We start from the raw sequence: 17933 nt of genomic DNA on the forward strand, positions 1-17933 counted from the left end.
CTCAGGCCTCCACGGGGGTACGGGCGTCGGACAGGTCGGCGGGCGAGCCCAGATGGCCGAGCACCGCGGTCGCGGCGGCGACCTGGGGCGACACCAGATGGGTGCGGCCGCCCTTGCCCTGCCTGCCCTCGAAGTTGCGGTTGGAGGTGGAGGCGGAGCGCTCACCGGGGGCCAGCTGGTCCGGGTTCATGCCCAGGCACATCGAGCAGCCCGCGTGCCGCCATTCGGCGCCGGCGGCCGTGAACACCTTGTCCAGACCCTCGTCCATGGCCTGCAGCGCGACCCGGACGGAGCCGGGGACGACCAGCATCCGTACGCCGTCGGCGACTTTCCGGCCCTCGATGACGGCCGCGGCGTTGCGCAGGTCCTCGATGCGGCCATTGGTGCACGAACCTACGAAGACGGTGTCGACGTCGATCTCACGCAGCGGCTGCCCGGCGGTCAACCCCATGTACTCCAGGGCCTTTTCGGCGGCCATGCGCTCCGAAGCGTCCTCGTACGAAGCCGGGTCGGGGACGTTGGCCGACAGGGGCGCGCCCTGACCGGGGTTGGTGCCCCAGGTGACGAACGGCGCGAGTTCGTCGGCCTTGATGACGACCTCGGCGTCGAATTCCGCGCCCTCGTCCGTCTTCAGGGTCTTCCAGTAAGCGACCGCCGCGTCCCAGTCCTCGCCCTGGGGGGCGTGGACGCGCCCTTCCAGGTAGTCGAAGGTGGTCTGGTCGGGGGCGATCATGCCCGCGCGGGCGCCGGCCTCGATCGACATGTTGCAGATGGTCATGCGGGCTTCCATCGAGAGCTTCTCGATGGCGGAGCCGCGGTACTCCAGGACGTAGCCCTGGCCGCCGCCGGTGCCGATCTTCGTGATGATGGCCAGGATCAGGTCCTTGGCGGTGACGCCCTCGGGCAGTTCGCCGTCGACGGTGATGGCCATCGTCTTGAACGGGGCCAGCGGCAGCGTCTGGGTGGCCAGCACATGCTCGACCTGGCTGGTGCCGATGCCGAATGCCAGCGCGCCGAAGGCGCCGTGGGTGGAGGTGTGCGAGTCGCCGCAGACGACCGTGGTGCCGGGCTGGGTCAGGCCCAGCTGCGGTCCCACCACGTGGACGACGCCCTGCTCGACATCGCCCAGCGGGTGCAGGCGCACACCGAACTCGGCGCAGTTCTTGCGCAGCGTCTCCAGCTGGATCCGGGAGACCGGGTCCGCGATCGGCTTGTCGATGTCGAGGGTGGGGGTGTTGTGGTCCTCGGTGGCGATGGTGAGGTCCAGGCGCCGCACCTGGCGACCGTTCTTGCGCAGGCCGTCGAAGGCCTGCGGGCTGGTCACCTCGTGCAGGAGGTGCAGATCGATGAAGAGCAGGTCCGGCTCGCCCTCGGCACGCCTGACGACATGGTCGTCCCAGACCTTCTCAGCGAGTGTCCTGGCCATCGCCTTCCCTCCGCCCGGCGTCTTCGCCGGCACTACTAGAGATCGATTGCCCCTTGTCCGTACCGCACGCCCCGGACAAAGGCCGCGATCCGTTGTACGGATCGCCAGTACAGCTTGACGACTTCCGGAGAAAATTGAACTTGCGTTTCACAGAGTGAGACGAGAATATCGTTGCATGGACAACTCTAGCGGCGTAGGCGTTCTCGACAAGGCTGCCCTTGTCTTGAGCGCTCTGGAGTCCGGTCCGGCCACCCTCGCAGGTCTGGTCGCGGCCACAGGGCTCGCACGACCCACGGCACACCGCCTCGCCGTGGCACTGGAACACCACCGGATGGTGGCGCGGGACATGCAGGGCCGATTCATCCTTGGCCCGCGCCTCGCCGAGCTCGCTGCGGCGGCCGGCGAGGACCGCCTGCTGGCCACGGCCGGCCCGGTCCTCACACACCTGCGCGACGTCACGGGCGAGAGCGCTCAGCTCTATCGCCGCCAGGGCGACATGCGGATCTGCGTGGCGGCCGCCGAGCGCCTCTCGGGCCTGCGCGACACCGTGCCGGTCGGCTCCACGCTGACCATGAAGGCCGGCTCGTCCGCGCAGATCCTGATGGCCTGGGAGGAGCCGGAGCGCCTGCACCGCGGCCTCCAGGGCGCCCGCTTCACGGCGACGGCCCTTTCCGGGGTACGCCGCAGGGGCTGGGCCCAGTCGATCGGCGAGCGCGAGCCGGGCGTGGCCTCGGTGTCGGCGCCGGTGCGCGGCCCCTCGAACCGGGTGGTGGCCGCCGTGTCGGTCTCCGGCCCCATCGAGCGCCTGACCCGGCACCCGGGCCGGATGCACGCACAGGCGATCATCGACGCCGCCGCCCGCCTGTCGGAGGCCCTGCGCCGCACCGGCTGACCCCCCGCTCCCCCTTTCCGGCCCACCGCTTCAACGCCGCAGCGGTGGGCCGGAGGTGTGTCCGGGGCCGCCCAGGGGCGCGTCCGAGGGGCGGGATCAACTCGCTTTGGTCCTGAGACGGTCGGCGCGGTCGCGGCGCCGGCCCGGTTCAACTACCCGTGTGACGTGGACGACTTGCTGCCGTACGGGGCGCGCGGTCGACCAACTGGAGCCGAGGGAGCTCGACTTGACGGAGCGTCATGATGCTCCCGACGCGCAGGTGGCGGCGGTGGCGTTCCGGTGCGGGACAAACGAAAAGGCCCTTCGCAAAATGCGAAGGGCCTTTTCTCTGTGCGTACCCCCGACCGGATTCGAACCGGCGCTACCGCCTTGAGAGGGCGGCGTGCTAGGCCGCTACACAACGGGGGCCTACCTGCGTTTTCGGACCTTCGAAGAAGATCCAGGATCTTGAAATGACCCGCTGGGCTACCAGGACTCGAACCTAGAATGACGGTACCAGAAACCGTAGTGTTGCCAATTACACCATAGCCCATGGTGGTTTAGACCAGTACCCCCGACCGGATTCGAACCGGCGCTACCGCCTTGAGAGGGCGGCGTGCTAGGCCGCTACACAACGGGGGCCCTAGCGATCCTGCATCAGGTTCACCGGGTGCGACCCTGGTGATCCCGCGGGAAGGATCTGTACCCCCGACCGGATTCGAACCGGCGCTACCGCCTTGAGAGGGCGGCGTGCTAGGCCGCTACACAACGGGGGCCTTGCAGATGAAGCTCTGCGAGCTGGGCTACCAGGACTCGAACCTAGACTAACGGAACCAGAAACCGTCGTGCTGCCAATTACACCATAGCCCACCAAAACGCAACCCCCGTAGGGGGTTTTGCTTGGCTTGCGCTTCCGGTTCGGGGGTTTTCATCCCGTTCCCCTTGGCGCAGGAAGAACATTACCCGAAGGTGTCCGGCGCTCCAAAACGGGTATCGCGCCGCAGGAGGTCGGGGAGCTGGCCGAGTCCGGTGATGCGGACGAGCTCGGGGCGTCCGCCCGCTCCGGCGCGGTCGAGCCAGACCGCCTTGAGTCCCGCCTCGATGGCCCCGCGCGCGTCGATGTCCGGCTGGTCGCCCACGTAGACGACCTCCTCCGGCGGCAGTCCGAGCGCCTCGCACCCGGCGTGGAAGGCGCCCGCCTGCGGCTTGGCCACGCCGAGTTCGGCCGCGCACAGCAGCGCCTCGAACCTGTCCCGCACACCGAGGATCCGCAGCTTCCGCTCCTGGTTGTGGAGCGAGGAGTTGGACAGGACGGCGTGGCGGTAGCCGTCGGCCAGCAGGTCCAGCACGGGCAGGATGTCGGGGAACAGGCTCCAGGCGGCCTCGTAGTGCGCGATGTGCCGCTCGAACCAGGCCTCGGCGCGCTCGTCGCTCATGGCCTCGCCGAGGAACGACCGCACGCGGTCGCGCCGCTGCCCGTGCCAGTCGGTCTCCCCTGCGGCGAACCGGGCCCAGTGGAAGGCGGTCAGTTCGTCCCAGCCGTCGAGGGCCGCCTCCAGGGATCCGTATGCGGGGGGCAGGCCCTCGATGTCGAGGTGCGCGCGCATGCCGGAGCGGGAGGCCGTGGCGAAGTCGAAGATCGTGTCGTCGATGTCCCAGAGGACGGCGCGGATGGCCATACTCCGAGCTTAGGCCCGGCGTCCGAGCGGCGGACAGCGTTGTGACCTGCCCTGCCCGGCGGGCCGACGGCTCAGGGAACCAGGGCCTCGGCCGGCACGACGAAGAAGTCGGTGACGAAGCAGGTGATCCCGCCCGCCCCGTCGCGGCCTATCCAGGTGGGGTAGACGCCGTCGCCCCACCCCGAGGCGAAGGCGACCAGGTTGTGCCCGGTCGCCGGGTCGGTCACGGTGTGCGGTCCTGGCGAGGGCGGGACGGTGTCGAAGGCGTCCCACAGCGGGCCCTCGTCGCCCTCGCAGTCGGGAAAGGACCCGTCGCACCCGGCGTCGTAGAAACACCCGGTACCGGCGTCGACCCCGTACCCGAAGAACTCGTCGTCATCGAGCTCGCCGAGCTCCTGCCCGGCCTGGAGCGCGAGCTCCCACGTGACGGCCGGGGCATCCCGCACGACGAGCCGTGCCGCGGCCACCCGCAGATGCGGCCCGTCCACCTCGACCTCGCCGGGCCGCACCAGGGTGGCCACGGCCGCCTCCACCCGATACCGCCCCGGCGCCACCTCCGCCGTGAACGGCTCGGCCTCGCCGGCCCCCAGCGCGACGAACGGATCACAGGCGATGACCCGCCCGGTGGGCAGCCACAACTCCCCGCCGGCCACCACACTCAGCGTGCCGGTGGTGCCGGACTCCTCGGCGAACGTGTTGCCCGGAGTGAAGTGCCAGGAGAAGTCGGGGGCGGGCATGGGCATGAGGGCTCCTGGTGAGATGGGGCGACGGCGGTCCGCGTGGTTGTCCGCACTGCTCGACAACATAGCTCGGGCCACTGACAACGGGGCCGGAGGTGACGGCTGCGACGTCGCCACTCCTGTGCACGCCTTTCTCGGATACAACTTCCTTGCTGTCTGGGCACGTTGTCAGGGTCTTGAGCAAGGTCGAGCGGTCGGGCGGTCCGACTCACCGGTCGACGAACGACGGCATCGTCGACCGGATCCAGGCCGACTGGCAGGGTCTGCGGGTTCCGCCTATCGCGATCTTCACAGGGGTGCCGCCAAAGACGCCGTACGCATCCGCGAAACCCTCCGGGTCGTCCAGGAAGCGGTCCTGATGAGCCGCGACGGCTTCACCCAGCGGGAGCTCGACGTCCTCGCCGCCATGCGCAACGTCCAGTCGCACACCGACGTGGACCGTGAGGCCGACGCGCTCCAGGCGCCACCGAGCGCCCCTCGCAGCAGCCTCGACGACCTGTAAATCCATAACGGGGGCCGTACGACCATGCCCGACGACCACATAGCCGTCGACTTCGCAGCTCTGCGCCATCTCGCGGGCGAGCTGGAGGACATCCTCAAGCAGCTCAACACGCATCTGAGCACGCTGTACGACCGCACCGAGAAGGTCGTGCTCACCTGGAACGGCGAGGCCCGCGAGGCCTTCATCGACGAACTGGACCGCTGGGACCAAGACATGCGGGACCTTAAGGCCGGCCAGGCGTGGCTGCACGAGGTGGTCACCACGGGCCACGCCAATTACGCCGCCGCGCACCGGGCCGTGTTGAGGGGATGGGGCGCCCTCTGATGTCCACCCCCTCTCCGTCACCGTCGGGACCCGCCTCTCCAGCTCCCTCTGCTTCTCCTCCCGCGATTCCTTCGCCCTCGCCGTCTGCCACCCCGCCCGCCCCTGCCGGCTCAGGCCCAACTGCCCCGAGCGGACCCGCCCCGACCCCCTCGCCCTCCCCCGGTTCCCTGAGGGATCCCCAGGGCAACGACATCTCCCGCCAGGACACAGCATCGGCGCGCAGGCAGCGAGCCCAAGAGGTGGCGGCCCTCAAGCCCGCCGCACCGCCAGACCCGGGCAAGGGGTTCGATGTCAGCCCGCCGCACCTCTACTACACGTCGTACCTCCTGCGAAACCAGCAGTGCGACTTCTCCGACGGCCCCATCCGGCTCCTCGCCCTGCTGGACGACCACGCGCATGCGTGCGGTCGCGGCAGTGGGCCCGAGGCCTTCGCGGCCGCCTATGCGAAGGTGCCAAAACGGTTCATCGAGGTCTGGGCCAAGGCGGTCGTCGGCGTCGGCGGCGCGGCGGTGGGGCTGACGGTCACCGCCAACAACTACGTACGGGCCGAGTACCTGTCCGACCCCAAAATGGCCCCCGCGCTCCACCTCCAGCCCGAACCCGACGTCATTCGCGTGCCCTCCCCCTACTGGCCGGTCGCCGAACTCGGCTGGGGACACGGCGTGCAGGACTACCTCGGCGATCGGATCATCAACGACGTGGTGACGGGCGCGGGCACAGTCGTCCAGGCCGTACTGGATCCCATCCTGCGAGACGTGCTTCGGCACGGCAAAGTCGCGGACATCACTCCGGGAGGCGATGATCTCGCACTCCCGGAGATCGCAACGGCTTGGACGGCCGCCGCCAAGGACGCCAAAGCGGCCGGTGACGCCTTCGACGGCGCCATCTCGTACATCACCAACCCCACCTCGGGCCACAGCGAGTGGCAGGACGCGATGAAGCAGTTCTGCAGCAGCATCTGGGGAACGACGGCGTGGGGAAAGGACCGGGAGGGCCAGCGCTGGAATCACTCCGACGGCCAGAAGCCCGTGCTGGGCGTCCTTGAGGAGACCGCCCGCGCGCTGGCCGACGCGTGTACTCACTTCGGCACGGCGGGGGCGAAGGTGCGCTCGGAGATCACCGACGCATACCGCGAGTCCGCGCAGAAGACGCTTCAGGGTCTGAATGTCGGCGAGGTGATCGAGTCACTGCTCGATGCGGGAGTTGGGCTCGCCGTCGACTTCATCGCCAACCTGGACACGCCACGCCTCAACCGCGCAGTCGACGCGTACAACGCAACCGTCTCCGCTTTCGCGGGCACCCTGTCCAAGCTTTCGGAACCACTGGACGAGGCGTATCGCAGCGTCCCCACGTACTCGGCGGAAGAGGCCCGAGCCGAAGCAGTCGGCGCAAGGACGCTCAACGATTTCAAAGAGGGCTCCGGGTATACAGTTCCGGAAGAACACAAAGAGAATCACTTTTACCCGATCGACCTCGCCAATCAGGAGGGCATTCACGGCAGTCACGTCGTTGATAAGCACGTGGGGCAGACAGACGGACAGCTTCTCCAACGCTTGAGGGACCAACCGGCGATTGCCGCTGCTTCGACTTTCACGGACCTTGCCACGGCGCAGAAGACAACCCAGGACGCCATGGACTGCATCGGTCCGGACGCCGCCAATCCCGCGAATTCCGGCAAGCCGAATGCAGGAGTCAACAACCCGCAGCTCATAGAGAACTGACTCTCCCGACCCCGTTCCGACAACTCGAAGCTCGAACTGGGTACCGTACAATTTCCCTATTCGACGGGAAAGACGATGCCGGCGGGATCGACGACGGCCAGCGACACCCACGCCGTGAAAGTGATCTTGAAGTACAAGAATGGCATTCATCCACCGTACGTCGTCCTGACCTCCATGCCAAAATAGCAACAAAACTTCAAGGATGCAGCTATGCTCCCCATTCCCGAATACCTCTCGTCTCTCGCGAAATCGGGGCAGTGCTTCATTCAAGCAGCCCGCCGCAAGGACCCGGACTGGCGTCGAGACGTCCTGGACATCATCCAGAACCCACACGGGGTCGGCGTCGACACCACTGGTCTGTTCACAGAAATTTCAGTCGCCAGGCTCAGGGAGAGCCTGGCGCCCGTTGGACGGAAGGGTGCGGAAGATCTTCTCAAATTGATCGCGGTCGGATCACTGTTCAACGGCCCGGACGTGCAGTTCATCGAATCCGACCCCGCCCTGAGTCGAGCGGTCGACGAGGCATTGGATCAATGCGGCCCCGGCGTTGAATACTTCACCAATCACGGCCACGCTCACGACGGTTCCCCCGAGTCGTTCCTCGTTTCCGGATTCCATTTCGAGTCTCTGGCGGTCACCCTGTACGACATCTGCCTCATCGCTGTCGGCTCGGATAGAATTCTCATCGCTTGGAGGTTCGAAGACGCCTGAGTCCGTAGCCGCATGCCGAAAGCGCCATGGTCACTGCAAACACTGCGGAGAGCAGCATGTCAACGCGGAACCGCGCCGCCACTTACCCTGACCGGGAAACCGCCCAATGGGCGACCCAACAGGTCGTCACGCTCAATGAGCAGGTCATCCACCGGTGGCTGGCGCAGTCGACGCGTGCGCGGCTCACCATTGAGGCGGCTTGGCCCTCGCGTGAGGAGGCCGCCGGGAGGGTGCTCGTCCAAGGGATGATGCTGGTCGGCCGCGGGGCCGTAGACGTCCGGGCGGCGCGGGTCGTGCTCCGGCGCAGCGAGTCCAGCCCGCACGGGTTCACTGTGCACGCCACCTTCCCGATCTACCTCTGAGGTCCGCCGGATGTCCCTGAAGCCCCTGCAACACGACCGCCACTACGGCGAGTTGGACCAGGTCGTGCGCGCCTACCTCGGGCAACCCGCCGACGACACCGCCGAGCGGCGCAGCACCGCGCTCGACGCATACCTACGGCACATCTGACACACCCGCCCCTGGGCGCTCGCCGTCGCCGAGAGCCAGCTGCGGGAGTATGCCCAGCGTCCGCCGGGGCGACTGAGGCAGCGGCTCGGGGAGTTCTACGCCATTCCGGACGTGGGCCTGGACGATGCCGAGATCCAGGAGTGGCTGACCGTCCTCGCCGATCACCTCAAACACAGCATCGAGGAGGGCGAGGTGCCCCCGCCTTCCGCCCCCCTCACCCACTGGGAGTGGCACGCCCGGTTCCCCGAGCTGGGGCAGCTCCTCGGTGGCTGGTTCTCGCAGGACATGCCGGACGAGTTCGACGATCACCATGCCGCGATCGACGACTACCGCGTGACATCGGATCCCGTCCTCGTGGCCAGAACCGTCGGCGAGCTCCATGAACTGACCGCCCTCGACCTGGACGGGTCCGCATACGCCCTTGCCGTCGCCGAGTTGGGCATGGAGGTGGACCCGCCGGCTCCGTACTCGCCCGGTGCCTGGCTCATCGTTCTCGCCGACCGGCTGGCGGGAGGCCGGGCCGGCTGAGCCGGGGTACGGGTGGGCCGGGGTGCGGGTGGGCCGGGGTGCGGGTGGGCCGGGGTGTCAGTGAGGGGCGGCAGCCGCGCGCTGCCGCCCCTCACCCCGCCTACTGCCCGCGGCTACGCCGTCAGCTTCGACAGGGCCGTGTCGATCCTTGCCAGGGTCTTCTCCTTGCCCAGGATTTCCAGGGACTCGAAGAGGGGGAGGCCGACCGTGCGGCCGGTGACCGCCACGCGGACCGGGGCCTGGGCCTTGCCGAGCTTCAGGCCGTGCTCCTCGCCCGCCGCCAGGACCGCGTTCTTGAGGGACTCCGGCGACGTCCAGTCCGCCGACTCCAGCTTCTCGCGGGCCGTGCGCAGGAGTGCGTCCGAGCCGTCCTTCATCGCCTTCGTCCACGACGCCTCGTCCTCGACCGGCTGGTCACGGAAGAGGAAGTCGACGTTGGCCGTGATGTCCGAGAGGACGGTCACACGGGTCTGGGCGTGCGGGGCGATCGCCTGCCAGGCCTTCTCGTCGAAGGACTCCGGGGCCCAGTTCGCGTGCGGGGCGCGCAGCCACGGCTCGCAGGCCGCGGCGAACGCCTTCTCGTCCAGCATGCGGATGTGGTCCGCGTTGATGGACTCGGCCTTCTTCAGGTCGAAGCGCGCCGGGTTGGCGTTGACGTCCGCGATGTCGAACTTCGCGACCATGTCCTGGATCGAGAAGACGTCCTGGTCCGCGGAGAACGACCAGCCCAGCAGGGAGAGGTAGTTCAGGAGGCCCTCGGGCAGGAAGCCGCGCTCGCGGTAGACGTTCAGGGACGCCTGCGGGTCACGCTTGGAGAGCTTCTTGTTGCCCTCGCCCATCACGTAGGGCAGGTGGCCGAAGGTGGGGATCTCCTTGGCCACGCCCAGCTCGATCAGCGCCTTGTAGAGCGCGATCTGGCGCGGGGTGGAGGACAGCAGGTCCTCGCCGCGCAGGACGTGGGTGATCTCCATCAGGGCGTCGTCGACCGGGTTGACGAGGGTGTAGAGCGGCGCCCCGTTCGCACGGACGATGCCGTAGTCGGTGACGTTCTCCGCCTGGACGGTGATCTCGCCGCGGACCAGGTCCGTGAACGTGGTCGCCTCGTCCGGCATCCGGAAGCGCACGACGTGGCTGCGGCCCTCGGCCTCGTACGCCTGCTTCTGCTCGGCGCTCAGGTCGCGGCAGTGCCCGTCGTATCCGGACGGCTTGCCGGCGGCGCGGGCGGCCTCGCGGCGGGCGTCCAGCTCCTCGGTGGTGCAGTAGCAGTTGTACGCGTGGCCTGCGGCGAGCAGCTTCTCGGCGATGTCGCGGTAGATGTCCATCCGCTGCGACTGGCGGTACGGGGCGTGCGGGCCGCCGACCTCCGGGCCCTCGTCCCAGTCGAAGCCCAGCCAGCGCATGGAGTCCAGGAGCTGGTTGTAGGAGTCCTCGCTGTCGCGGGCCGCGTCGGTGTCCTCGATGCGGAAGACGAGCGTGCCGCCGTGGTGCCGGGCGAACGCCCAGTTGAACAGGGCGGTGCGGACCAGGCCCACGTGGGGGTTGCCGGTCGGGGAGGGACAGAAACGGACGCGGACCTTCGCGTCCAGGGGGTTAGCCACGCTTGATCACCCTGTTGGTGAGAGTGCCGATGCCTTCGATGGTGACGGCGACTTCGTCGCCGACGTTGAGGGGGCCGACCCCGGCGGGGGTGCCGGTGAGGATGACGTCGCCCGGGAGCAGCGTCATGGCCTCGGTGATGTGGACGACCAGGTCCTCGATGGAGCGGAGCATGTCGGCCGTGCGGCCGAGCTGACGCTGTTCTCCGTTGACCGTGGCCTGAATGGTGAGGTCGCTCGGGTCCAGGTCCGTCTCGACCCAGGGGCCGAGCGGGCACGAGGTGTCGAAGCCCTTGGCGCGGGCCCACTGCTTCTCGCGCTTCTGGACGTCGCGCGCGGTGACGTCATTGGCGCAGGTGTAGCCGAAGATGACGTCCTTGACGCGCTCGCGCGGGACCTCGCGGCACATGCGGCCGATGACGACGGCGAGCTCGGCCTCGTGGTGCAGCTCGTTGGAGAAGGAGGGGTACTCGATGGCGTCGCCGGAGCCGATCACCGAGGTGGTCGGCTTGAAGAAGGCGACCGGCGCCTCCGGGCGGCCTTGGTCGTCGACGATGGCGTTGCCGAGCTCCTTGGCGTGTTCCGCGTAGTTGCGGCCGATGGCCACGACCTTGTTGGGGAGCACGGGCGGCAGGAGGCGGACCTTGCTCAGCGGGACTTTCGTGCCCGAGAGTTCGAAGTCCGCGTACGGGATGCCCTTGATGATGTCGAGCACGAGGCTGTCGGGGCTGTCGCCCTCGACAGCCCCGAAGGCGACATTGCCGTCGATGGAGAACCTGGCGATGCGCACGGGTGCTGTCGCCCCTCACTTCACTGTGTCCGGTGGCCGCGTCTGGTACTGGCCGGAGTCTGGGTCACCAGGCTAACGCGGGCGGGGGCGCCCCCCTCGCGATGACGGGCGGGGCCCGCCGGGTCAGACGGCGGCGGCGACCGCGGGGGTGTCGGCCGGGGCCTGGGCCGGAGCCGTCATCAGGATGGTGCGGCGCGGGTTGGCCGTCTGGGCCGGCAGGTCGACGGTGTGCTCCGGCTGGTCCGCCCGCTGCAGCTCCTCGGCGTCCGCGAGGTGCGCGAGGGTGGTGCGGCGCGGGTTGGCTATGTTCCGGATGATCATCGTCGTCTTCATCTCTGCTACGAACCCTGTCGTTTCGGGCGCCGCGGGGCGCCGATGGTCGGTCTGGCCATCCCTGTAAAGCGTCAGGCTAAACATTCGAATTCCCGGCAAAGGGCCGTAGAGACGACGATCAACATGTGAGTTTGCTCACGAATGAAGCCACAAAAGGGATATAACGACCCGTCAAGACCCTGTCACGGAACGGACATTACGGGATCGACCCCTTCATTCCTCTCCTGATCATCGCGACTGGGACACCCCCCTCCCGTAAGCGACTCGTAAGCAATAGTCCGTTTTCTCCGTGATCACTTTCTACATTTTGTGACTCGATACTCACAATGTGTCACTCAGGTCACGGCCCGGTACGCGGGCCTTGTTGGAGATCCGGCACTGTGCTGGAATTCCACGCACCGCCGCGGGTCACTGACCGGCGCGCAGGGGCGCAACGCAGCGCCGGGTGAGCGGCGGGAGGGGGAGCAGGACAAGCGCCGGTCACTCAGACCACAGAGGGGGCGCGCAGTGCCCCCATGACACCGACACCGTCCCATCCGCCTGTGCGGAGGGACGCCTGGTCCAGAGGTTGCGACGCTAGTGCAGGGACGTTTCAAGAGGGATGGCAGCGCTGCGGCGGAGCAGGAGCCGCAGGGTGGGACTGGCCCCAAGACGGCCGGTTCCTCGCCCCAGCACGCCCAGAACCCCCGGGGCCCCGAGAACCCATCCTCCTCGCCGGCCGGCGAGGCGAACGGCCAGACGGCGCGCACCAGCGGGCCCTCCGGCCCGTCCGGTGGCGAGCAGCCGGGCGCCGAGCGGAAGCCCACGGGACCCACCGACACGGGCTCCCGAATAGCCCTGCGCAACTGGCGCATCTCGACGCGACTCGTCGCCCTGCTCGCCCTGCCCGTGGTCGCCGCGACCACCCTGGGCGGGCTGCGCATCAACCAGTCGATGAACGACATGCAGCAGCTCGATCACATGCAGCTGCTCACCGACATGACCAAGCAGGCGACGGAGCTCGCCGCCGCGCTCCAGACCGAGCGCGACGACTCGGCGGGCCCGCTCTCCACGGGCACGTCCGACGCCCGCGTGCAGACCGACCGGGCCGCCACGGACCTCGTCCAGAAGGCGTTCATCAAGCAGACCCAGGACGTCAGCGGCGCGGAGAACGACGACGCGCTGGAGTCGATCCGGCGCAACGTCACCAACATCGCGATCCAGCTCCAGGACCTCAAGAGCATCCGCCAGACCGCGTACAAGGACGGCTCCACCGACTCCCAGACGGTCGAGTCCTACAGCCGTCTCATCAGCGGTCTGCTCACCCTCTCCCAGGACATGGCGCAGGCCACCTCCAACCCGGAGATGATCAAGCGGACCCGTGCGCTCGCGGCGTTCTCCTCCGCGAAGGAGTACGCCTCGGTGCAGCGCGCGATCATCGCCGCCGCGCTGCCGGCCACCAAGGACAAGTCGGGCAACCTGCTGGAGCCCGACCGCCTCTACGCCAAGGCCGCCCAGGACGGCGAGCGCCAGGCCCTCGCCTCGTTCCAGAACGTCTACGAGGCCAACGGCGGCAACGCCACCGACCTGTTGGCGCCGCTGGACAAGGGCAACTCGGAGATCACCGCCGCCAACGCGTACTCGCAGCACGTGCTCAAGAGCACCGGCGGCATCGGCCAGGAGCAGCGGCGCTCGTACCTCGACTGGTACGACCAGGACTCCAACAAGATCAATCAGATGAAGACCATCGAGCAGACCCTGCTCGGTGAGATGGAGCAGAAGGCGCGCGAGCTGCGCGACTCCTCGCAGCGCGACGCGATCCTCAACGGTGTGCTGATCCTCGTCGTGCTCGGCGTCTCGCTGGTCGGCGCGTTCGTCGTGGCCCGCTCCATGATCCGTTCGCTGCGCCGCCTCCAGGACACCGCGACCCGGGTCGCCCAGGACCGCCTGCCCGAGCTCGTCAAGCAGCTCTCGGAGTCGGACCCGCAGGACGTCGACACCTCGGTGGAGTCGGTCGGCGTGCACTCGCGCGACGAGATCGGCCAGGTGGCCGCGGCCTTCGACGACGTGCACCGCGAGGCCGTGCGACTCGCCGCCGAGCAGGCGCTCCTCCGGGGCAACGTCAACGCGATGTTCACCAACCTCTCGCGCCGCTCCCAGGGTCTGATCCAGCGTCAGCTCTCGCTCATCTCGGAGCTGGAGTCCCGCGAGGCCGACCCGGACCAGCTGTCCTCGCTCTTCAAGCTCGACCACCTCGCGACCCGTATGCGCCGTAACGGCGAAAACCTCCTCGTCCTCGCCGGCGAGGAGCCGGGCCGCCGCTGGACCCGCCCGGTCCCGCTGGTCGACGTGCTCCGCGCCGCCGCGTCCGAGGTGGAGCAGTACGAGCGCATCGAGCTGGCCGCCGTGCCCGCGACCGAGGTCGCCGGACGCGTGGTCAACGACCTCGTGCACCTGCTCGCCGAGCTCCTGGAGAACGCGACCTCGTTCTCCTCGCCGCAGACCAAGGTCCGCGTCACCGGTCACGCGCTGCCCGACGGCCGCGTCCTGGTCGAGATCCACGACACCGGCATCGGCCTCTCCCCCGAGGACCTCGCCGCGATCAACGAGCGGCTCGCGTCGCCGCCCACCGTGGACGTCTCGGTCTCGCGCCGCATGGGTCTGTTCGTGGTCGGCCGCCTGTCCCTGCGCCACGGCATCCGCATCCAGCTGCGCCCGTCGGACTCCGGCGGTACGACCGCGCTGGTCATGCTGCCCGTCGATGTCGCCCAGGGCGGCAAGAAGGTGCCCGGCAAGGCGGGTGGCCAGCAGCCTCAGGCCCCGGCCGGCCAGAGCGGCCGTCCCGGACTCGCGGGCGGTCCGCCCTCCCGTGCCGGGCTCGCCGCGGGTCCGCTCGGCAGCGGTCCCGCCGGATCCGGCGGCCGGCTCGGCGCGGGTGCGCCGCGCGGCCAGGTCACCGGCGGCCAGGAGCCGCGCGCCGCGCTGCCGCCGCGAGGCGGCGGTCCTCAGCAGGGTCAGGCGCCGCAGCAGCAGGGCCAGCAGAACGCCTTCGGCAGCGCCCCGGCGGCCCCCCGTCGCGGTGACCGTCCCCTCACCCCGCCGCCCGGCGCCCCGCGCGCCGAACTGCCCGGCGGCGGCACCAACCCCCTGACCCAGCAGCCCCGGCCGCAGGCCGCGAGCTGGGGCAACGACCCGTCGGCGCTCGACGCTCCGCGCGGCCACGAGGAGCCGGAGCAGCACACCGGCCAGTACCCGCGTCCCGCGCTCGACGACCGCCAGGGTCCGGCCGCGACCGCCGAGTTCGCCCGCCCCGACTTCGACGGGCCCCCGCCGGGCTCGCAGCAGGACCAGGCGTCCGGCACCGGTCAGTTCGTACGTCCCGACGTGTTCGGCGCGCCCGCCGCGCAGGACCCCTCGGCGACCGGACAGTTCGAGCGCCCCGGCTCCTACAACGGCTACGGCGGCCAGTCGTCGGACACCGGCTCGTACGCGCGCCCCGGCCAGGACCCGTCGCACACGGGCTCGTTCGAGCGGCCCGGCCAGGACGGCGCGAACACCGGTGGTTACGGGCGTCCCGACCAGGACCCCTCCAACACCGGTGCGTACCCGCGGCCCGGCCTGGGCGGCGACAGCGGCCAGTACGGGCGTCCCTCGGGCGACGACCGTCAGGGCCCGGCGGCCACGTCCGGGTTCGCCCGGCCGGACTTCAACGCGCCGCGGCCGCCCGCGCCGCAGCCGGTCCAGCCGCAGCAGTACCAGCCCCAGGCGCCCCAGCAGGGCCAGGACTTCGGCCAGGGTGCCCCGCGTCAGCGCCGCGACGGCAACGACTTCGGTGTTCCGCGCCGGCCCGACCCGAACCTGCCCGCGCAGTCGCGTCCCGAGGACGGCGGCGCGCAGCGGCCCGACGAGGCACGCAGGCCGAGCGACGGCTGGGCCCTGCCGCCGGCGGGTGCCGGTGACGGGCGCACCCCGCTGTACGACACGCTGGAGACCAACTGGTTCCAGCAGCAGCCGGGTCAGCAGGGCGGCCCGTCCCAGCAGCCCGACGCGCAGGCGCCCCAGGCTCCGCAGCCGCAGGCCCCCCAGGGCCGGGGCGACGCCCCGCAGCAGCCGCTGCCCGAGCGCCGCCCGGTCCGCGAGACGGGCGCCACGAACAGCTCGAACGGCTCGAACGGCTCAGGGGACGCCGGTTCCAACGGCACCGGTGCCTGGCGCAGTTCGCCCAACGACGATCTGGTGCGCCAGGCGGAGCGGGCCCGCAAGCCCGCCGCCGGCGGCGTCACCACGTCCGGTCTTCCCAAGCGGGTCCCGCGCGCCAACCTGGTGCCGGGCACCGCACAGCAGCAGAACCACCAGGCAGGACCCCAGGTCTCCCGGGCGCCCGACGACGTGCGCGGCCGGCTGACCAATCTCCGCCGGGGCATCCAGCAGGGCCGGCAGGCCAACAACGGCTCCACCGGCAGCTTCCATGTGGACCCCACTCACCAGCAGGAGCGTTAGTTGAGTCCGATGAGCCAGGCGGCACAGAACCTGAACTGGTTGATCACCAACTTTGTGGACAACACCCCAGGGGTGTCCCACACGGTGGTGGTCTCCGCCGACGGCCTGCTCCTCGCCATGTCCGAAGGTTTCCCGCGCGACCGCGCCGACCAGCTGGCCGCCGTGGCGTCCGGTCTGACCTCGCTGACCGCCGGGGCCTCCCGGATCTTCGAGGGTGGCAGCGTCGCCCAGACCGTGGTGGAGATGGAGCGCGGCTTCCTCTTCCTGATGTCCGTGTCCGACGGTTCCTCCCTCGCCGTGCTGGCGCACCCGGAGTGCGACATCGGCCTGGTGGGCTACGAGATGGCCCTCCTGGTCGACCGCGCGGGCAGCGTCCTCACGCCGGACCTGCGCGCCGAGCTCCAGGGCAGCCTGCTCCACTGACCGCAAATCCCCCGGCCGAGCCGCTCGCGAGGCCGGGGGTCGGGAGCCACGAGCGCCGTCCCCTCCGGCGCGGACCGGCCCCGCACGACGCAGAACATCCGTCCAGGCCGCACCACTTCCCCCCACCGGCCCTGCCAGACGGCTTGCAGATGCCTTGCTGTCCCCGCCCGGAGGAACCAATGACCCCGCCACCCGCCTCACACGATTCGTACGGCGCGCTGCACGACGCGGCGTACGACAGTGAAGGCGACCAGCCGCTGGTCCGTCCGTACGCCATGACCGGCGGCCGGACCAGGCCGCGCTACCAGCTCGCCATCGAGGCGCTGGTCAGCACCACAGCCGACCCGGCGCACCTCGCCACCTTGCTCCCCGAGCACCAGCGGATATGCCACCTGTGCCGCGAGGTCAAGTCGGTGGCGGAGGTCTCCGCACTGCTGCAGATGCCGCTGGGCGTGGCCCGGATCCTCGTGGCCGACCTGGCGGAGGCCGGCATGGTGGCGATCCACCAGCCGGGCAATGGAGAGACCGGCGGCACGCCGGACGTAACGCTGCTCGAAAGGGTGCTCAGTGGACTTCGCAAGCTCTAGCGGCGGTGCCGCCCGTTCCACCACGTCGGCGAAGATCGTGGTGGCGGGCGGCTTCGGCGTGGGCAAGACCACGTTCGTCGGCGCGGTCTCGGAGATCAACCCCCTGCGCACCGAAGCCGTCATGACCTCGGCCTCCGCCGGCATCGACGACCTCACCCACACCGGAGACAAGACGACCACCACGGTCGCCATGGACTTCGGCCGCATCACCCTCGACCAGGACCTGATCCTGTACCTCTTCGGTACACCCGGCCAGGACCGCTTCTGGTTCATGTGGGACGACCTCGTCCGCGGCGCCATCGGCGCCGTCGTCCTCGTCGACACCCGCCGCCTCGCCGACTGCTTCCCCGCCGTCGACTACTTCGAAAACTCAGGACTCCCCTTCGTCATCGCCCTCAACGGCTTCGACGGACACCAGCCCTACACCCCCGACGAAGTACGCGAAGCACTCCAGATCGGCCCCGACACCCCCATCATCGTCACCGACGCACGCCACCGCGCCGACGCCAAAAGCGCCCTCATCACCCTCGTCGAACACGCCCTCATGGCCCGACTCAAGTAGCCGACTCAAGTAGCTGGTGCCCTACGGCAGTTGTCGTAGGCGAAACGGGGGCGGACTGTGTCGTTTGACACGATCCGCCCCTGCGTTCATAACGTTTCGACAGAGAATTCTCGTGTCACCGCAACCCGCCGCGTTCATCCGGTGTCACTGCG

At 69.4% G+C, this 17933-nt stretch carries 15 protein-coding genes, 5 tRNA genes and 2 pseudogenes; 11 read left to right on the forward strand and 11 right to left on the reverse strand.

What is annotated here, in order from left to right; translation table 11 throughout:
• Nucleotide 1: 1 nt before the first annotated feature.
• Nucleotides 2-1426 (reverse strand): 3-isopropylmalate dehydratase large subunit, encoded by a 1425-nt coding sequence (gene leuC / locus OG432_RS07935; RefSeq protein WP_328309136.1) that lies wholly within the window; start codon nt 1424-1426, stop codon nt 2-4.
• Nucleotides 1427-1601: 175 nt separating this feature from the next.
• Between leuC and ndgR the strand changes: the two genes are divergently transcribed.
• Nucleotides 1602-2318: an IclR family transcriptional regulator NdgR gene (gene ndgR, locus OG432_RS07940; protein ID WP_055634332.1), complete on the forward strand. Its 717-nt coding sequence runs from the start codon at nt 1602-1604 to the stop codon at nt 2316-2318.
• 335 nt (nt 2319-2653) lie between these two features.
• Here the strand turns inward: ndgR and OG432_RS07945 are convergent.
• The 7 genes from OG432_RS07945 to OG432_RS07975 form a co-directional block, all read right to left on the reverse strand.
• Nucleotides 2654-2726, reverse strand: a tRNA-Glu gene (locus OG432_RS07945).
• A gap of 52 nt (nt 2727-2778) precedes the next feature.
• Nucleotides 2779-2850 (reverse strand) — tRNA-Gln (locus OG432_RS07950).
• A gap of 16 nt (nt 2851-2866) precedes the next feature.
• Nucleotides 2867-2939, reverse strand: a tRNA-Glu gene (locus tag OG432_RS07955).
• A 61-nt stretch (nt 2940-3000) separates the two neighbouring features.
• Nucleotides 3001-3073 (reverse strand) — tRNA-Glu (locus tag OG432_RS07960).
• A gap of 22 nt (nt 3074-3095) precedes the next feature.
• Nucleotides 3096-3167: transfer RNA gene (locus OG432_RS07965), tRNA-Gln, on the reverse strand.
• Between the two features lie 89 nt (nt 3168-3256).
• Nucleotides 3257-3976 (reverse strand): HAD family hydrolase, encoded by a 720-nt coding sequence (locus OG432_RS07970; protein WP_328309141.1) that lies wholly within the window; start codon nt 3974-3976, stop codon nt 3257-3259.
• Nucleotides 3977-4047: 71 nt separating this feature from the next.
• Nucleotides 4048-4719, reverse strand: coding sequence for a DUF4241 domain-containing protein (locus OG432_RS07975; RefSeq protein WP_328309143.1), 672 nt, complete (start codon nt 4717-4719; stop codon nt 4048-4050).
• Between the two features lie 355 nt (nt 4720-5074).
• On the opposite strand from OG432_RS07975, the gene OG432_RS07980 reads away from it, so the two are divergent.
• The 6 genes and pseudogenes from OG432_RS07980 (at nt 5075) to OG432_RS08005 (ending at nt 9012) form a co-directional block, all read left to right on the forward strand.
• Nucleotides 5075-5218: a hypothetical protein gene (locus tag OG432_RS07980; protein WP_328309145.1), complete on the forward strand. Its 144-nt coding sequence runs from the start codon at nt 5075-5077 to the stop codon at nt 5216-5218.
• A gap of 24 nt (nt 5219-5242) precedes the next feature.
• The gene (locus OG432_RS07985; protein WP_328309147.1) at nt 5243-5542 is read left to right on the forward strand and encodes a WXG100 family type VII secretion target; all 300 of its coding nucleotides are present in this window, start codon (nt 5243-5245) and stop codon (nt 5540-5542) included.
• Between the two features lie 569 nt (nt 5543-6111).
• Nucleotides 6112-7449: pseudogene (locus tag OG432_RS07990) on the forward strand (RNase A-like domain-containing protein).
• Nucleotides 7450-7473: 24 nt separating this feature from the next.
• A complete protein-coding gene (locus tag OG432_RS07995; protein ID WP_328309149.1) occupies nt 7474-7974 on the forward strand; it encodes a hypothetical protein in 501 nt (166 codons plus the stop codon).
• A 56-nt stretch (nt 7975-8030) separates the two neighbouring features.
• Nucleotides 8031-8336 (forward strand): RNase A-like domain-containing protein, encoded by a 306-nt coding sequence (locus tag OG432_RS08000; RefSeq protein ID WP_328309151.1) that lies wholly within the window; start codon nt 8031-8033, stop codon nt 8334-8336.
• 10 nt (nt 8337-8346) lie between these two features.
• Nucleotides 8347-9012: pseudogene (locus OG432_RS08005) on the forward strand (contact-dependent growth inhibition system immunity protein).
• A 113-nt stretch (nt 9013-9125) separates the two neighbouring features.
• Here OG432_RS08005 and gltX read toward each other — a convergent pair.
• From gltX to OG432_RS08020, 3 genes are all read right to left on the reverse strand, one after another.
• A complete protein-coding gene (gene gltX / locus OG432_RS08010; protein ID WP_328309153.1) occupies nt 9126-10610 on the reverse strand; it encodes a glutamate--tRNA ligase in 1485 nt (494 codons plus the stop codon).
• Nucleotides 10603-11397 carry a fumarylacetoacetate hydrolase family protein gene (locus OG432_RS08015; protein ID WP_328309155.1) on the reverse strand — a complete coding sequence of 265 codons (795 nt, stop codon included), beginning with the start codon at nt 11395-11397 and terminating at the stop codon, nt 10603-10605. Before OG432_RS08015 ends, gltX begins: the two co-directional genes overlap by 8 nt.
• Before the next feature lie 123 nt (nt 11398-11520).
• The gene (locus OG432_RS08020; RefSeq protein ID WP_328309157.1) at nt 11521-11730 is read right to left on the reverse strand and encodes a hypothetical protein; all 210 of its coding nucleotides are present in this window, start codon (nt 11728-11730) and stop codon (nt 11521-11523) included.
• Nucleotides 11731-12309: 579 nt separating this feature from the next.
• On the opposite strand from OG432_RS08020, the gene OG432_RS08025 reads away from it, so the two are divergent.
• The 4 genes from OG432_RS08025 (at nt 12310) to OG432_RS08040 (ending at nt 17781) form a co-directional block, all read left to right on the forward strand.
• Nucleotides 12310-16209: a sensor histidine kinase gene (locus OG432_RS08025; RefSeq protein ID WP_328309159.1), complete on the forward strand. Its 3900-nt coding sequence runs from the start codon at nt 12310-12312 to the stop codon at nt 16207-16209.
• A gap of 9 nt (nt 16210-16218) precedes the next feature.
• Complete coding sequence (locus OG432_RS08030) at nt 16219-16632, forward strand: roadblock/LC7 domain-containing protein (RefSeq protein ID WP_100577622.1); 414 nt, start codon at nt 16219-16221, stop codon at nt 16630-16632.
• A 179-nt stretch (nt 16633-16811) separates the two neighbouring features.
• Entirely contained in the window at nt 16812-17219 is a 408-nt protein-coding gene (locus tag OG432_RS08035) for a DUF742 domain-containing protein (protein WP_189968088.1), read from the forward strand.
• Nucleotides 17200-17781: a GTP-binding protein gene (locus OG432_RS08040; RefSeq protein WP_100577621.1), complete on the forward strand. Its 582-nt coding sequence runs from the start codon at nt 17200-17202 to the stop codon at nt 17779-17781. The genes OG432_RS08035 and OG432_RS08040 overlap by 20 nt, the downstream gene beginning before the upstream one ends.
• Nucleotides 17782-17933 lie beyond the last annotated feature (152 nt).

Source organism: Streptomyces sp. NBC_00442 (genome assembly GCF_036014195.1).
GTDB lineage: Bacteria > Actinomycetota > Actinomycetes > Streptomycetales > Streptomycetaceae > Streptomyces.

What these genes read in the sequence shown, in the direction of transcription:
- OG432_RS07980 (WP_328309145.1), top strand. Translation starts at nt 5,075, where the DNA reads ATGAGCCGCGACGGCTTCACCCAGCGGGAGCTCGACGTCCTCGCCGCC.
- OG432_RS08000 (WP_328309151.1), top strand. Translation starts at nt 8,031, where the DNA reads ATGTCAACGCGGAACCGCGCCGCCACTTACCCTGACCGGGAAACCGCC.
- OG432_RS07995 (WP_328309149.1), top strand. Translation starts at nt 7,474, where the DNA reads ATGCTCCCCATTCCCGAATACCTCTCGTCTCTCGCGAAATCGGGGCAG.
- leuC (WP_328309136.1), bottom strand. Translation starts at nt 1,426, where the DNA reads ATGGCCAGGACACTCGCTGAGAAGGTCTGGGACGACCATGTCGTCAGG.
- OG432_RS08035 (WP_189968088.1), top strand. Translation starts at nt 16,812, where the DNA reads ATGACCCCGCCACCCGCCTCACACGATTCGTACGGCGCGCTGCACGAC.
- OG432_RS08020 (WP_328309157.1), bottom strand. Translation starts at nt 11,730, where the DNA reads ATGAAGACGACGATGATCATCCGGAACATAGCCAACCCGCGCCGCACC.
- OG432_RS07975 (WP_328309143.1), bottom strand. Translation starts at nt 4,719, where the DNA reads ATGCCCATGCCCGCCCCCGACTTCTCCTGGCACTTCACTCCGGGCAAC.
- OG432_RS07970 (WP_328309141.1), bottom strand. Translation starts at nt 3,976, where the DNA reads ATGGCCATCCGCGCCGTCCTCTGGGACATCGACGACACGATCTTCGAC.
- OG432_RS08030 (WP_100577622.1), top strand. Translation starts at nt 16,219, where the DNA reads ATGAGCCAGGCGGCACAGAACCTGAACTGGTTGATCACCAACTTTGTG.
- ndgR (WP_055634332.1), top strand. Translation starts at nt 1,602, where the DNA reads ATGGACAACTCTAGCGGCGTAGGCGTTCTCGACAAGGCTGCCCTTGTC.
- OG432_RS07985 (WP_328309147.1), top strand. Translation starts at nt 5,243, where the DNA reads ATGCCCGACGACCACATAGCCGTCGACTTCGCAGCTCTGCGCCATCTC.